Source organism: Actinotalea lenta, from assembly GCF_030586465.1.
In the GTDB taxonomy this organism is placed as follows: domain Bacteria; phylum Actinomycetota; class Actinomycetes; order Actinomycetales; family Cellulomonadaceae; genus Actinotalea; species Actinotalea lenta.
Map to the genome: position 1 here is coordinate 175,042 of NZ_JAUQYP010000001.1, position 15,006 is coordinate 190,047.

Below are 15,006 nucleotides of genomic sequence, written 5' to 3' on the forward strand. Positions count from 1 at the left end.
GGGCGCGCCGCAACATGGCGGACGTCAACCGCCGACGCACGAGTGTACGTGCTCGGCAGGCCCAGGTCGAACCCCGCCCGGCGCAGAACGCGGCCTCGTGTGCGGATCGCGGCCTCCGGCGCGGAACGCGGCGCGTCGGACGCCGCACCCTGCGCCCGGCGCCGCACCCTGCGCCCGACGCCGCACTTCGTGTTCTGCGCCGTGCGCGGGCGCGGCAGTGTGGGATGCGGGTACTGCGCGCAGGACGGCTCTGCGAGGATGGGCCCGTGAGCGAGCACCCGACCACCAAGCCCCGCATCTCGACCCGCATCGGCTCGATCGCCGAGTCCGCCACGCTTGCCGTGGACGCCAAGGCGAAGGCGCTCAAGGCTGCCGGCCGTCCCGTCATCGGGTTCGGCGCCGGTGAGCCGGACTTCCCGACTCCGGACTACGTGGTCGCCGCCGCCGTCGCGGCCTGCTCGGTGCCGGCCAACCACCGCTACACGCCCGCTGCCGGTCTGCCGGACCTGCGCCAGGCCGTGGCGGACAAGACCCAGCGGGACTCGGGGTACGAGGTGGCGCCCTCCCAGGTCCTCATCACCAACGGCGGCAAGCAGGCGGTCTACGAGGCCTTCGCGACACTCGTGGACCCCGGGGACGAGGTGCTGCTGCCGGCGCCGTACTGGACCACCTACCCCGAGGCCATCCGGCTGGCCGGCGGGACACCGGTGGAGGTGTTCGCGGGCGCGGACCAGGGCTACCTGGTGACCGTCGACCAGCTGGAGGCGGCGCGCACCGAGCGGACGAAGGCGCTGCTGTTCTGCTCGCCGTCCAACCCGACCGGGGCCGTGTACTCCCCCGAGCAGACCGAGGCGATCGGCCGCTGGGCTCTCGAGCACGGCATCTGGGTCATCACCGACGAGATCTACGAGCACCTGGTCTACGACGACGCGGTGTTCACCCCGATCGTGCGTGCCGTGCCGGAGCTGGCCGACACGACCGTCGTGCTCAACGGCGTCGCCAAGACCTACGCGATGACCGGTTGGCGAGTCGGCTGGATGATCGGCCCGGCCGACGTCATCAAGGCCGCGACCAACCTGCAGTCCCACCTGTCCTCGAACGTGGCGAACGTGTCCCAGCGCGCTGCGATCGCGGCCGTGACCGGGGACCTGTCGGCCGTGGCCAGGATGCGCGAGGCCTTCGACCGCCGACGCCGGACCATCGTGGAGATGCTGTCCGCCATCGACGGCGTGACCTGCCCGACGCCGAAGGGCGCCTTCTACGTCTACCCGAGCGTCGAGGGTGTCCTGGGCCGGACCATCCGAGGCGTGACCCCCACGACGTCGGCCGAGCTCGCGGGGCTGATCCTGGAGGAGGTCGAGGTCGCCGTGGTGCCCGGAGAGGCCTTCGGGCCGAGTGGTTACCTGCGACTGTCCTACGCGCTGGGCGACGACGACCTGGTCGAGGGCGTGGGCCGGATCGCGACGTTGCTCGCCGAAGCGCACTGAGCGGTCGCGCGAGCCGGAGCCGCCCTGGATGCGCGCCGCGGGGCTGCTGCTGACGCCCGGGTCCAACGGGGACCCGGACCATCCGCCGCTGGTCGCGGTGCAGGCTGCTGTCGAGGCGCGCACCGGTGTCCCGGTGCGACGCTTCGGGTTCGGCTCACCCGGGCGAGGGGGTCGCGGCCCCGCGCCGGCGCGCACGGCCGTGGCTCGGATTCGTGCCGAGGCCGACCGTTGGGCGGCAGAGCTCGGTGTGGAGCCCGGACGGCTCCTCCTGGGTGGTCGGTCCTTCGGCGGGCGCATGGCGTCTGTCGCCGTCGCTGCGGGGCAGGCTGCCGCCGGGCTCGTGCTGCTCAGCTATCCCCTGCACCCGCCCGGCCGGCGCGACGGGTGGCGAGTCGAGCACCTCCCGCGGATCGAGGTGCCCGTCCTGGCGGTCTCCGGCGCGAACGACCCGTACGGCTCGCCCGAGGAGCTGTCGGTTGCGTTCGCCGACCTCGGCGGCCCGGTGCAGCACGTGACGGTCGCCGGGGCACACGTGCCGCGCGACCCGCAGGAGGTCGCGGACGCGGTCGCGGCGTGGGTCGCGGCGTCGAGCGGTCAGTCGCAGCCGGGGCCGTCGGGGTAGCGGGAGCAGGGGCCGGCGACCAGGTGGGCGCGCAGTTCGACGATCTCGAAGGGATCGCTGGTCGAGGTCGTGGTCGCCATCCCCGGAACCTCACGCACCGTCGGGTCCGAGGCGACGGTGTAGGTCGCCGCCCACGTGGTGGTCAACCTCACCTGCCCGGTCCCCACGTGCCGGTAGGTGTAGGACACGTCCTGGTCCGGGTAGGGATGACCCGGGCTCGACGTGGTGAACGGCGCCCCCTCCCCACCGTCGGCGCCGAAGTCCCACGTGAACGCCACCGGGCTCACCGTGAACCGCACCGGAACCCCCAGCAACGTCGTGGACAGCACCTGCGGTGCCGGGTCGGTGTAGGCGATCGTCTCCATCTGCACCAGTACCGGACCGGCCCCCGGCTGCACCGCCAGCGACGACGGGGTCAACGGCAGCCGCCGGAACTCCCTCAGCACCTGATCGGCCGACGGCTCCGCCCCACCAGCACAACGAAGATCCGCAACCATCTCCCACGCCGACCACGCGGCGTCCTCCGACTCACGGACCCGGCGCCACCACGGCAGCACCACCTCCGCCAGTCCACACACGTCCGAATGGTCGTGCACCACCCCCGCGGCACACGGCCACAGCCCCTCGAACCCCTCACCCGCCGAGAACGTCCCGCACGCCTCCGCATGGATGAACTGCACCAAAGCGGGACCGGACCCTGATGGTTGAGGCTCGACGGGCTGAGCACCGCCCTGCTGCTCATCGGTCACCCACGTGTCGATGCCGTTGTCCTTCGCCTTGGCCGTCGGCCCCCGATGCACCGGTGGGCCGTCGGGTGACGTCGTGCTGGCCGACGAGCCAGTCGGGGTGGAGGCGACGCTCGACGAGCCTGCAGCTGCGTGTCCCGGAGCGCCAACGGCCAGACCCGCGACCATGACAATGGTCAGGCCGACTCTGGGAAGGAAGCGTCGAGGCCCCTCCAGGATGCGGGTCAATGCGCGTCCTCGATCAACGCGGCCACGTCCTCATCTGCTCCGAAGCGCTGGCCTGCACGCATGACCCAGTCCGGCCCTTCGCGGTGCAGGATGAGAAGCATCTGCGCCGGTTCAGCCGTGTAGTCGGAATCCCATTCCCCGTCGCTCGCATAGACATGGACCGTGGGCATGGAGACATCCAGGATCACTCCGTAGGCGAGCGGGTTGAGCTCTTGGACGCGGGACACCGACGCATGGACATTGCCGTCCTGGCGGTAGATGAAGCCGTCCGTGACTGCCTGGCGAGCCTCGGCGACCTCACCCGAGCAGAACTCGCAGTCGTCGGTGCTCAGTCGCTCCCACTCGGTGGTGTCGTTGGTCTCCAGGACGTAGCGGTACAGGTCGCGCAGGAACCACACCGCGGCGGCCTGCGCTCCCTTCTCCCCGGTCCCGGCCCACAGCTCGGGCTTGTCGGGCAACGCCACTGCCGGCGCCATCGTCGGCACCGGGCTCGAGACGGGCACGGACACCGCGACCGCCGGACCCGCCGCCGTCGGACCCGGGCGCACGGGGCCGCGCCCTGGGCTGCACCCCGCCGAACCCAGCAGTACCAGCACCGCCAGCACACCGGCAGCCCACGTCCGTCGCATCGCGCCCCCCGCACCCGTCCCCTGACCCGGCGCGCACGACCCTGCCACACACCCCCCGGCGGATGTGGCCGATCCACAGGCCAGATCCAGCCCCGCAGCCGGTCGGCCGAGCGACGCATCCACCGATCGGTTGACCTCAGGACTGGCCGAAGGATGCTGACGCCCGGTGGGGCGACCGAGCCAGGCTTGCAGCCATGAACGAACCAGCCGTCCTCGTACAGGACCTCCAGAAGACCTACGGCGTCAAGCGCGCCGTGGACGGCCTCGACCTGCGGGTCGAGCGCGGCGAGATCTTCGCCGTGCTCGGCCCGAACGGGGCCGGCAAGACCACCACCGTCGAGATCCTCGAGGGCTACCGCAAGCGGGACCGCGGCAAGGTCCGGGTGCTCGGCACCGACCCCGAGCACGGCAGCCGTGGGTGGCGCAGCCGCATCGGGATCGTCCTGCAGTCCGCGGACGACCACGCCGAGCTCACGGTGCGCGAGATGGTCACCCACATGTCCACCTGCTACCCCAGCGCCAGGGACGTGGACGAGGTCATCGCCGCGGTCGGGCTGACGGACAAGGCCAAGGCCCGCACCCGCCAGCTCTCCGGCGGCCAGCGCCGCCGGCTGGACGTCGCCCTGGGCATCGTCGGCCGGCCCGAGCTGCTGTTCCTGGACGAGCCGACCACCGGGTTCGACCCGGAGGCGCGTCGGTCCTTCTGGGACCTGATCTCCGGTCTGCGCTCCGACGGCACCACCGTGCTGCTCACCACGCACTACCTGGACGAGGCCGAGCACCTCGCCGACCGGATCGCCGTGGTCCGCGACGGCCGTGTCGTCGCCCTCGACACCCCGGCGGCGATCGGCTCGAGAGCCCAGCAGGAGGCCACCGTCCGGTGGGACGACGGCACCCGCCACGAGCAGCGCACCGCAACCCCCACGACCCTCGTCGCCGACCTCGCCGCCCACTACGGTGGCGAGGTGCCAGGCCTCGAGGTGCACCGCCCCACGCTCGAGGACGTCTACCTCGGGCTCGTCGGAGAGGCAGCCTGATGACCACCCTGACCCGCACCACCACGTCGGCCCCCGCCGCCACGCGCTCGACCCGGATGCCCTCCACGGCCGCCCTCGCGCTGGCGCGGACCCGCGTCGAGCTCCTCCAGTTCTTCCGCGAGCGCGACGCCGTCGTGTTCGTCTTCGCCTACCCGATCATCATGCTGGGGATCTTCGCCACGGTCTTCGGGCAGGACGGCGCAACCGTCGGCCCGCAGGGCAGCCCCGGGGTCGCGTTCGCCCAGTACTTCCTGCCCGGCATGGTCGCCACCGGCGTGCTGCTGTCGAGCTTCCAGAACATGGCCACCTCGATCGCCGTGGAGCGCGACGAGGGCGGCCTGAAGAGGCTGCGCGGCACCCCGATGCCCCCCGCCGCGTACTTCGGCGGCAAGGTCGGCTCTGTGCTGGTCTCGAGCCTGATCCAGCTCACGCTGCTGCTGGGCGCGGCGACCACGATGTTCGGCGTCGAGCTTCCGACCAGCGCGGACCGCTGGTGGACGTTGGCGTGGGTGTTCCTGCTGGGGACCGCGGCCGGGACGGTGTGCGGCGTCGCGTTCTCCTCCGTGCCGCGCAGTGGTCGCAGCGCCTCGGCCGTCGTGGTGCCGATCGTGCTGGTCCTGCAGTTCACCTCCGGGGTGTTCTTCCAGTTCGACCAGCTGCCCGGATGGATGCAGACCGTCAGCGGGCTCTTCCCGCTCAAGTGGATCGCGCAGGGGATGCGCTCAGTGTTCCTGCCGGACTGGGCGCTGCAGATGGAGCCGGGCGGCTCGTGGCAGCACGGCGCGACGGCCGGAGTCCTCGCCGGCTACCTGGTGGCCGGTCTGGTGCTCGGTGTGCTGACGTTCCGCTGGCGCCGGCGGGACGACGGATGACCCGCGCGTCACGGGCCGCGGCCGGACGATCCGAGCGGTCGTCCGGCCTCGGGCCGTCCCTGGCCGACCCGGACGACCGGTCGAGGTTCTGGCACCGGTCCATGCGCGGGTGGGACGTCGCGTTCTACCTCATGACGGGGTTGACGGCGTTCGCGGTGCTGGCCATCGAGGACTCGAGCGGCCCGTCCGTCGCGGTGGCGCTCGCGGTGCTCGCCGGCCTGGTGCTCGCGTACGTGGGGATCGGCCGACGGGCTGCGCTGACCGACAACCGTCGCCTGGTCTGGCTGTACCTGGCGATCCTGCTAGTGGCGGTCACGGTCGTGTCCGCAGCCAGCATCGCCGGCAGCGTGCTGCTCTTCGTCGGCTTCTCGCAGATCTGGTTCTTCGCGCCGAACCGCCGGGCGGGCGTCGGCCTCGTCGTGGCGCTCGCGGTGGCCGTGTTCACCGCGATCGGGGTCCGGTCCGGCGTGCACACGCCACAAGAGCTCGGCGCACTGCTCACCCAGGGCGGCGTCACGATCGCGTTCGCGGTCCTCCTCGGCCTGTGGGTCACGCAGATCGCGGAGCGCAGCGAAGAGCGCGCTGCGCTGGTCGAGCGCCTCGAGGCCGCACAGACCGAGCTCGCCCACTCCCACCACGCAGCGGGTGTGATGGCCGAGCGCGAGCGCATGGCGCAGGAGATCCACGACACCCTGGCCCAGGGCTTCACCAGCATCGTGATGCTCAGCCAGGCCATCCGTTCCGACGTGGAGCGGGACCGCCCCGAGTCCGCCCTGCAGCGGCTGGACCTGGTAGAGCGCACCGCGCGGGAGAACCTCGCGGAGGCCAGAGCACTCGTCGCCGCGTTCGCCCCGGTGGGGCTGTCCGACGGTCAGGTCGGCGAGGCGCTGCGCCGACTCGCCGACCGGTTCGCCGACGAGACCGGTCTGGCGGTGCAGGTGCACCTACCGCAGGCCATGCCGGCCGTGGGCCGCGAGCGCGAGGTGATCCTGCTGCGCGCCGCGCAGGAGGCCCTCACCAACGTCCGCCGGCATGCCGATGCGTCGTCGGTGCTGCTCATGGCGTCCCCGACCCAGGACGGCGGCGTGACCCTCGAGGTGGCGGACGACGGGCGGGGCATCCCGGCGGAGGCCGCCGAGGGCTTCGGCCTGCGCGGGATGCGCGACCGGGTCACCTCCGGCGGCGGGGACCTGGACGTCAGCTCGCGCAGCGGCGGTGGGACACGCGTGCTGGTCACCCTGCCGGGCGTGCCCTCGGACGGGGCCGAGCGACCCGAGGAGCAGGAGGAGGAACGAGCATGAGCGTGCGCGTGGTGGTCGTCGACGACCACCCGGTGGTGCGGGCCGGGATCGTCGGGCTGCTCGCCGCCGAGGAGGATCTCGACGTCGTCGCCGAGGGCGCGGACGGCAGCGAGGCGCTCGCGCTCGTCGAGCAGCACCGTCCCGACGTCGTGCTCATGGACCTGCGGATGCCGCGGGTCGACGGGGCCACCGCGACCGCCCAGCTGCAGCAGTCCCACCCCGACGTGAACGTCGTCGTGCTGACCACCTACGAGTCGGACGCCGACATCCTTCGGGCCGTCGAGGCCGGTGCGACCGGCTACCTGCTCAAGGACGCTCCGCGCCAGGACCTGGTGGAGGCGGTGCGAGCAGCGGCCCGCGGCGAGACCGTGCTCGCGCCGTCCGTCGCGCGGCGCCTCGTGGCCCAGGTGCGCGGCAACGACCAGCGGCTGACCGCACGCGAGCTGGAGGTGCTGGCGGCCGTGGCCCGTGGACGCTCGAACGCGCAGATCGGGACCGAGCTGTTCATCAGCGAGGCCACCGTCAAGACGCACCTGCTGCGGGTGTTCACCAAGCTCGGCGTGGACGACCGCACCCGTGCCGTCACCGTCGCGATCGAACGAGGGATCCTGCCGTCGCGGTGAGGCTCACACCGTGGCCGACCGCCCCACCGTGATCGCGTGCATCACCTGCACGATGCCGACCACCACGAGCGCCGCCCCGAGGAGCCACCACAGGACCAGGGTGCTCAGGATCGGCGAGAACAGCAGGACCACACCACCCACGATGCTGACCACGCCGTTCACGACGGCCCAGGGCGTCGACGGGGCGTAGCGCGCCAGCACGATCGTCCCGATGCCCTGCACCACCCACACTGCGCCGATCATGATGCCGAGCAGCGTGGCCAGGAACGCCGTGGTCGCGCGCAGGTTGGTCAGCGCAAGCACGGCCACGACGACGAAGACGAGGCCGAGCGCGACGTACCCGAGGCGCCACCAGCCGCCGCCACCACGGGCCCCCAGCACCCCGATCGCGACGTAGAGGAGCCCGGCGAGCACCCCGTAGACCGCGACCACCCCGGCCACGACGGCGGCGGTGCGGCCCGGCCAGATCAGGACGAGCAGGCCGACGCCGACCGCGACCACCCCGGTCATCCCCAGGAGGGTGCGCAGCACCCCGGCGTCCTTGGCGCTGATGACGACGTTGGGCTGTGACATGGCGACCCCCGTTGGTCCCGACGTCCGACATGGTCGATTATGGCGTGCGGACCCTCGCCCGGACAGCCGTCACGAGCGCGGTTTGGCAGACTGCGGACGTGCGCGACCTGGCTGCTCTTCCCAAGGCGCACCTCCACCTGCACTTCACCGGCTCGATGCGCGGGTCGACGCTCGCGGCGATGGCCGCCGACCGCGGCGTGCGGCTGCCGCACGCACTGACCGACGGCGTCGTGCGCGCACCGGTGGACGAGCGCGGCTGGTTCCGCTTCCAGCGCCTCTACGACGCTGCGCGGGCCTGCGTGCGCACCGAGGCGGACATGCGTCGCATCGTCGCCGAGGCCGCGACCGACGACGCGGCCGAAGGCTCGGGGCGGCTCGAGATCCAGGTGGACCCCACCTCCTACGCCCCGCACGTGGGCGGCATCACCCCCGCGCTCGAGATCGTGCTGGACGAGGCCCGCGCGGCCACCCGTCGAACCGGTGTCGAGGTCGCCGTGATCGTGGCGGGTTCGCGGACCCGTCACCCGCTGGAGGCCCGCACGCTGGCGAGGCTTGCCGCGCAGTACGCGGGGGACGGGCCGGGCGAGGTGGTCGGCTTCGGGCTCAGCAACGACGAGCGGCGCGGGGACACCGCGGAGTTCGCCGCGGCGTTCGCGATCGCCCGGCAGGCGGGACTGGCGGCGGTCCCGCACGGCGGCGAGCTGCTGGGGCCGGACCACGTGGTGCAGGTGGTCGAGCACCTCGACCCCGACCGGATCGGGCACGGCGTGCGCTCGGCGGAGGACCCGGCCGTGCTGCAGTGGTTGGTGGACCGGGGCGTCGCGCTCGAGGTGTGCCCGGCATCGAACGTGTCGCTCGGGGTGTTCGCGGAGGACCGGCACGTCCCGCTGCGCACCCTGGTCGCAGCCGGCGCGACGCTCGCGCTGGGCGCCGACGACCCGCTGCTGTTCGGCTCGCGACTGGTGGACCAGTACGTGCTGGCCCGCCAGGTGCACGGCTTCTCCGACCACGAGCTGGCCGAGCTGGCGCGCGGCTCGATCCACGCGTCCCGTGCGTCGCAGGCGACGAAGGCGCGGCTGCTCGCCGGGGTGGACGCCTGGCTGGCGGCACCCGCATCGCGGTCAGCTAGTCCCGGCTGAGGCGCCAGCCGGCCACCGCCGCGCCGGCCAGCCCCACCGCGCCCAGCACGCCGAGCAGACGCAGGTTCCAGCCGGGGCCGAACCACACGTCCTGGAGCGCGGTGACGAGCGGGCGCAACGGGGTCCAGTCGCCCACGGTCGCCATCGCGTCGGGGAGCACGGCCTCCGGCGGCCCCGCACCGCCGACCATGAACACCACGAACCAGACCAGGATCCCGGCACCCTGCGCGGCCCGGGCGGTCGGGAGCGCCGCGCCCAGCGCGAGCCCGACCAGCGCGAAAGCGAGCGCACCCACGACCGCGGTGACCACCACGCCGAGCACGTCGTCGGCGGTGTCGGGCCCGATGGTCGGGATGGCCGTGGCGACCACGAGCGCGCCGCCCAGGAGGGAGAGCACCGTCGCGACCGTCACCTGCCCGAACAGGACCGCGCCGACCGGGATGCCGGCGCCCCGCACGCGCCGCAGCACCCCGCGCTCCCGGTAGCCGGCCAGGTGGGTGGGCAGGATGATCAGCCCCACCGACGCGGCCGCGAGCGCGATGTACGCCGGGGTGTAGTACGTCGCGCCGCCGACGCCGCGGAACACGTCACCGCCCTGGTCCGGGGTGTCCCCGAACACCGAGCCGAGCACCAGGACGAACACGGCGGGGAGCGCCAGCGCGAACACGACCGTCGTCGGCTCGCGCACGAGCAGCCACAGCTCGGTGCGCGCGGACTCGCCCCACGGTCGCATGCGCGTCACCTCCGCTCGGCCCCGACCAGGGCCAGGTAGGCGTCCTCGAGGGTCGGCTGGTGCACGCGCAGGTCCGTGGGGACCGTCCCCCGCCCGACCAGCAGATGCCCCAGGTGCAGGAGAGCGGCAGCGTCGCCACGCACCTCGTACGCCCGCCCACGCCGGCCCACCGAGGTCACGCCGGGCAGCGCCCCGAGCTCGGCGTCGTCGAGGTCGGCGGTGAAGGTCGCCGTCACCCCGCCGCCGTGCGCCGCGACCAGCTCGGCCGGGGTCCCCGCCGCCACCACCGCGCCGTCGCGTACGACGACGAGCCGGTCGCACAGCCGCTCCGCCTCGTCCAGGAAGTGCGTCACGAGGACCACCGTCGTGCCGAGCTCGCGCAGCCGGGCGATCAGCCGCCAGGCCTCGCGCCGGGCCTCGGGGTCCAGACCCGTGGTCATCTCGTCGAGGAACACCAGCCGCGGTCGGTTCACCAGTGCGAGGGCGATGAACAGCCGCTGCCGCTGCCCGCCGGACAGCGTCCCGAACGCCGCCGATCTCTTGGCCGCCAGCCCCCAGTCCGCCAGGAGCGCGTCGACGTCCGCACGGCCCTCGCCGACGGACGCGAACAGCCGCACTGCCTCGACCACCCGCAACCGGTCGGGTAGCGCGGAGTCCTGGAGCTGGCTGCCGATCAGCCGCCGCAGCTGGCGCACCTGGGTGCGCGGGTCCAGACCCAGGACGGTCAGGTCACCGCCGTCGGGCCTGCGCAGGCCCTGCAGGCACTCGACCGTCGTGGTCTTGCCGGAACCGTTGGGGCCGAGGATGCCCAGCACCTCGCCGCGCTCGACCTCGAAGGAGACGTCCGCCACCGCACGCACGGTCCCGTAGGACTTGCGCAGGCCGTGCACCACGACGTCCGGCGTCCCCGCGGCGCGCACGGCTCCACGGTAGAGGCGCCGGCCGGCCCCCGTACGGGCTTTGGGCGATCCCACCGGGCTCGACCGTGCGAGGTGGCCGCCATACCCGGCGAAGGGTGCAGCGAATCCGTCGGATGGCGACGGTAGCGCTGCACTCCTGCGGCCCCAGGCGGCGCAGGCGGCGCAGGCGTCAGAGGTGCACGTTCACCAGGACCGGCTCGGGCTCGAGCTCGACTCCGAACGCCTCGCGGACGCCGCCGCGGACCGTTCGCGCGAGGGCCACGAGCTCCGCGGTCGAACCGCCGCCGCGGTGGGTCAGCGCGAGGGAGTGCTTGGTCGAGACCCCGACGGCGCCCGGCAGGCCGAAGCCCTTCCCGAACCCGGCGTGCTCGATGAGCCATGCCGCACTGGTCTTGACCAGACCCGGGTCGATCTCGCCGAGGCTGGGTCCGGTCGTGCGCTCCGGGCGGGCGGCCCGTACCGGGTAGCGCGGAGCCCCCTCGGGCAGCGCGTCGGCGACGTCGGCCGGGACCACGGGGTTGGTGAAGAACGAGCCGGCGCTCCAGGTGTCGTGGTCGGTGGGGTCGATGACCATGCCCTTGCCGGAACGCAGCGCCAGGACGGCGTCGCGCACGTCGGTCATCGGGGCGCGCTCCCCCACCCGGACGCCGAGTCGCGCCGCGAGCTCGGCATACCCGATCGGCGCGGACAGGGTGCCGAGCCGCAGCTGGAAGCCCACCTCGAGCACGACGTACCGGGGCGTAGGGCCCCAGCCGTCCTCGCGCATCGAGCGCTTGAGCACCGAGGTGCGGTAGCCGAAGCCGAGCTCACCGGTCGCGAAGGTGCGGTGCCGGCCCTCGGCACGGTCCCAGGTACGCACCGTCGAGACCACCCCGGCGACCTCCTGGCCGTACGCGCCGACGTTCTGCACGGGCGTCGCACCCGTCGAGCCCGGGATGCCCGCGAGCGCCTCGACGCCCACCCAGCCCTCAGCCACGGCACGCTCGACCACGACCGACCACGGCGTGCCGGCCGGCACGGTCGCGCTGGCGCCGCCACAGCTGTCGACCGCGTCCACGTGCACGCCCGAGCGCACGTCGTGCACGACCAACCCGGGGAAGCCCTCGTCGGCGACCACCAGGTTCGACCCGCCGCCCAGGACCAGTACGGGCTCCCCGGCCGCGTCGGCCGTCCGGACCGCATCGACCAGCGCGTCGGCGGAGTCGACCTCGAGGTACCGGCCGGCGGGACCGCCCAGGTGCAGGGTCGTCAGGTCGGCGAGCAGGGGTTGCACGCCGTCACCCTACGCGCGGCCGGGTCAGCGAGCGCCGCCGGCGGCCGTCGGCAGCGGCCTGGCGGCTGGGATCACCAGCAGGCCCACGAGCACCGGGACCGTCACCGCGAGGAGGGCGTGCCGGTAGCCGACCGCGCCGGCCAGCAGCCCGAGCAGCGGCGGACCGGCGAGGAAGGCGCTGTAGCCGATGGTGGCGACCACGGCCACCCGCGCGGGCGCGCGCCGCGGGTCGTCCGACGCCGCGCTCATCCCCACCGGGAAGCCGAGCGCTGCCCCCATCCCCCACAGGGCGACGCCGACCGCCGCGAGCCACAATGCCGGAGCGAGGCCGAACAGCAGCAGCCCCACCAGGGACAGGGCGGCGACGATGCGCAGCACGACGACTCGGCCGTACCGGTCCAGCAGACCGGTGCCGAGCAGCCGCATCGCCGTCATCGCGGTCACGAAGAGCCCGAAGCCGAGCGCACCGACGTCGTTGCCCACGTCGAAGCCGTCCACCACCGCAAGGCTCACCCAGTCGTTCGCCGAGCCCTCGGTGATCGCGGCCGCGAGCACGACCAGCCCGATGAGGACGGTGCGGGGCTCGAGCCACGCGCTGCGCGGGCGCCCGACCGCGTCGTCGGGGTGGGCCGCGTGCGTGCCGGCCGGCAGGAACCAGCGTGAGCACACCACGAGGGCGAGGTAGCCCAGGGGGAGCGCTATGCCCAGGTGTACGACGAGCGGCGCGTGCAGGCTCGCGGCCAGGGCGCCGATCCCGGCGCCGGCCATGGTCCCGAACGAGAACCCCGCGTGGAACCGCGGCATGATCGCCCGGCCCAGGCGCTGCTCGACGGCGGCGCCCTCGAGGTTCATGGCGGCGTCCCACACGCCGGTGCCCATCCCCACGAGCACCAGGGCCGGGACCACCACCCAGATCCGGTGCGCGTCCACGGCCGCGGCAGCCACCAGCAGGCCGGTCCCGTTCACCGCCGCGAAGGACAGGATGGTGCGGGTCGCGCCGAGCCGCTGGACCACCACACCGGACAGCGGCATGGCGAGGAGCGCACCGGTGGACACCCCCAGCAGCAGGAGACCGACCTGCTGCGGCTCCAGCCCGAGGGCGTCCCGCACCGCCGGGACGCGGGACGCGAAGCTCGCGAACGCGAAGCCGTTGAGCGCGAAGGTGACGAACACGGCCCACGCCGCGGCCTCGGGCGTCCCCCGGCCGGAGACCGCGGGCGGTGCCGTCTCGACGGGTCCTGTCACGGTGCCGCCACCTCGGGCCGGACAGCAGGGGTCACGGCCGCGGCGGGCAGGTCGACCGCCTCGAGCACAGGCAGGTCGACCGCCTCGAGCGCGGGCACGGCCGCAGGGGCGCCGGACGGGGCGACGGCGGAGGCACGGTCGTCGGCGACGCGGCGCGACAGGAGCACGCCCACGATCATGACACCGCCGACCAGGAGCACGGCATGCCGGACGCCGGCGGCCTCCGCGGCCAGCCCGATCGCGGGCGGCGCGATGAGGTTCGCCGTCGAGGCGAATGCCGACGCGACCGCGACCCGGCCCGCGGCGCCGACACCGTCGCCGGTCACCGCAGCCATCCCGATCGGCACGACGAGCCCGGCACCCAGGCCCCAGGCGACGGCGCCGAGAACGGCGACCGGCAGCGTCGGGGACAGGGCGAAACCGACCAGCCCGGCCAGCGCGGTGGACGTGGACGCGAGCATCACGGGAGCCCTGCCGAACCGGTCGATCAGCCTGGTCCCGCTCACCCGGGCCGCAGTCATCGAGGCGACGAACGTCGCGAACACCAGGGCACCCACGGCTTCACGGGCCCGGAAGCCGTCGACCACGCCGATCGCGAGCCAGTTGTTCGCCGTGCCCTCGGACAGCCCGCCGGCCATCACGAGGACCCCGAGCACCAGGGTGCGGGGATCGCGCCAGGCCCGCAGCGCCTCGCGCATGCTCCCGCCCGGCGTGACGACGGCCCGGGTCTCCTGGGGGGCCATCGGCAGCACGGCCCCGGGGATGCTGCGCAGCCGCCAGACGAGCGCCACGACGGCGACGGCCGAGAACTGGACGACCAGGGGGACGCGTCCCCAGGCCGCGAGGGCACCGAGGCCCGAACCGAGCACCGACCCGATCGAGAACCCTGCGTGGAACTGCGGGACCACGGTGCGCCCCATCCGGCGCTCGATCGCCACGGACTGCACGTTCAGCGGGACGTTCCCCAGCGCGAAGGACACACTCATCGCGACCACGCCCGCGCCCAGCACGACGACCGAGCCGACCTCGGGGCCGACCCCGAGGAGGACCGCCGCCACCGAGTACGTCCACGCGGCGACGACCATCGAGCGCCGGCTGCCCCACCGGGTGGCCAGCGCGCCGGCGCCCAGCACCATGGTCAACGACCCGAGCGATCCGACCAGCAGCACCGTGCCCAGCTCGCCGGTGCTCAGGTGCAGCGACTCGCGCACCGTGGGCAGGCGCGCGAGCCAGGTCGACACCGTGAGCCCGAGCAGGAGGTAGAGGCCGAACAGGTGAGCCCGCGCGACGAGGGCGTCGGGCGCGTCGCCGGGTCGTCCACCCAGAGGCCGTCGGACCGGAGGTCGCCGGACGGGGGCCTGGCGGGGGATGCGGTCGCCGCGCACGGCGCGCCGCAGGTCGGTGCGCCGGGGTCGGTGACGCAGGTCGAGGAGTCGGGCGGGCAGGCGGGCAGGACGGTGCACGAGGGGCTCACAGCAGGAAGAGAGGGTGGCCTCGTCGACACCTTTGTCGAATCGATTCGAGGTTGCGACACAAGTGTGCTCGGTAGGCTGCCGCCCGTCAACTGACTCCACGAGC

Annotated in this window: 15 protein-coding genes; 7 read left to right on the forward strand and 8 right to left on the reverse strand. The window is 73.7% G+C overall.

Annotation, left to right across the window (positions count from 1 at the left end; all coding sequences use genetic code 11):
• Nucleotides 1-266 precede the first annotated feature (266 nt).
• Together Q6348_RS00870 and Q6348_RS00875 are read left to right on the forward strand one after the other, a co-directional pair.
• A complete protein-coding gene (locus Q6348_RS00870) occupies nt 267-1,487 on the forward strand; it encodes a pyridoxal phosphate-dependent aminotransferase (protein WP_304599454.1) in 1,221 nt (406 codons plus the stop codon).
• Between the two features lie 28 nt (nt 1,488-1,515).
• Entirely contained in the window at nt 1,516-2,109 is a 594-nt protein-coding gene (locus Q6348_RS00875) for an alpha/beta family hydrolase (protein WP_304599455.1), read from the forward strand.
• Here the strand turns inward: Q6348_RS00875 and Q6348_RS00880 are convergent.
• Nucleotides 2,082-2,687, reverse strand: a complete 606-nt coding sequence (locus tag Q6348_RS00880) for a PKD domain-containing protein (protein WP_304599456.1) — start codon at nt 2,685-2,687, stop codon at nt 2,082-2,084. The genes Q6348_RS00875 and Q6348_RS00880 overlap by 28 nt on opposite strands.
• Nucleotides 2,688-3,079: 392 nt before the next feature.
• Nucleotides 3,080-3,559 carry a DUF6318 family protein gene (locus Q6348_RS00885; protein ID WP_304599457.1) on the reverse strand — a complete coding sequence of 160 codons (480 nt, stop codon included), beginning with the start codon at nt 3,557-3,559 and terminating at the stop codon, nt 3,080-3,082.
• Between the two features lie 347 nt (nt 3,560-3,906).
• On the opposite strand from Q6348_RS00885, the gene Q6348_RS00890 reads away from it, so the two are divergent.
• The 4 genes from Q6348_RS00890 to Q6348_RS00905 are packed head-to-tail and all read left to right on the forward strand — an operon-like array spanning nt 3,907 to nt 7,545.
• The gene (locus Q6348_RS00890) at nt 3,907-4,749 is read left to right on the forward strand and encodes an ABC transporter ATP-binding protein (protein WP_304599458.1); all 843 of its coding nucleotides are present in this window, start codon (nt 3,907-3,909) and stop codon (nt 4,747-4,749) included.
• Entirely contained in the window at nt 4,749-5,621 is an 873-nt protein-coding gene (locus Q6348_RS00895; protein WP_304599459.1) for an ABC transporter permease, read from the forward strand. Before Q6348_RS00890 ends, Q6348_RS00895 begins: the two co-directional genes overlap by 1 nt.
• Nucleotides 5,618-6,922 (forward strand): sensor histidine kinase, encoded by a 1,305-nt coding sequence (locus tag Q6348_RS00900; RefSeq protein WP_304599460.1) that lies wholly within the window; start codon nt 5,618-5,620, stop codon nt 6,920-6,922. Before Q6348_RS00895 ends, Q6348_RS00900 begins: the two co-directional genes overlap by 4 nt.
• Nucleotides 6,919-7,545, forward strand: a complete 627-nt coding sequence (locus tag Q6348_RS00905; RefSeq protein WP_304599461.1) for a response regulator — start codon at nt 6,919-6,921, stop codon at nt 7,543-7,545. Before Q6348_RS00900 ends, Q6348_RS00905 begins: the two co-directional genes overlap by 4 nt.
• 3 nt (nt 7,546-7,548) lie before the next feature.
• On the opposite strand, the gene Q6348_RS00910 is transcribed toward Q6348_RS00905, so the two are convergent.
• Complete coding sequence (locus Q6348_RS00910) at nt 7,549-8,118, reverse strand: DUF308 domain-containing protein (RefSeq protein WP_304599462.1); 570 nt, start codon at nt 8,116-8,118, stop codon at nt 7,549-7,551.
• A gap of 98 nt (nt 8,119-8,216) precedes the next feature.
• Between Q6348_RS00910 and Q6348_RS00915 the strand changes: the two genes are divergently transcribed.
• A complete protein-coding gene (locus Q6348_RS00915; RefSeq protein ID WP_304599463.1) occupies nt 8,217-9,257 on the forward strand; it encodes an adenosine deaminase in 1,041 nt (346 codons plus the stop codon).
• Here the strand turns inward: Q6348_RS00915 and Q6348_RS00920 are convergent.
• The 5 genes from Q6348_RS00920 to Q6348_RS00940 all read right to left on the reverse strand — a co-directional run bounded on the left by Q6348_RS00920 (nt 9,244) and on the right by Q6348_RS00940 (nt 14,891).
• Complete coding sequence (locus Q6348_RS00920; RefSeq protein ID WP_304599464.1) at nt 9,244-9,990, reverse strand: ABC transporter permease; 747 nt, start codon at nt 9,988-9,990, stop codon at nt 9,244-9,246. The two genes, Q6348_RS00915 and Q6348_RS00920, sit on opposite strands and share 14 nt — an antisense overlap.
• A 5-nt stretch (nt 9,991-9,995) precedes the next feature.
• Nucleotides 9,996-10,910 (reverse strand): ABC transporter ATP-binding protein, encoded by a 915-nt coding sequence (locus Q6348_RS00925; RefSeq protein WP_304599465.1) that lies wholly within the window; start codon nt 10,908-10,910, stop codon nt 9,996-9,998.
• A gap of 169 nt (nt 10,911-11,079) precedes the next feature.
• The gene (locus Q6348_RS00930) at nt 11,080-12,183 is read right to left on the reverse strand and encodes a UDP-N-acetylmuramate dehydrogenase (RefSeq protein ID WP_304599466.1); all 1,104 of its coding nucleotides are present in this window, start codon (nt 12,181-12,183) and stop codon (nt 11,080-11,082) included.
• 24 nt (nt 12,184-12,207) lie between these two features.
• Nucleotides 12,208-13,428, reverse strand: coding sequence for an MFS transporter (locus Q6348_RS00935; RefSeq protein ID WP_304599467.1), 1,221 nt, complete (start codon nt 13,426-13,428; stop codon nt 12,208-12,210).
• Nucleotides 13,425-14,891, reverse strand: coding sequence for an MFS transporter (locus Q6348_RS00940; RefSeq protein ID WP_304599468.1), 1,467 nt, complete (start codon nt 14,889-14,891; stop codon nt 13,425-13,427). The genes Q6348_RS00935 and Q6348_RS00940 overlap by 4 nt, the downstream gene beginning before the upstream one ends.
• Nucleotides 14,892-15,006: the final 115 nt, after the last annotated feature.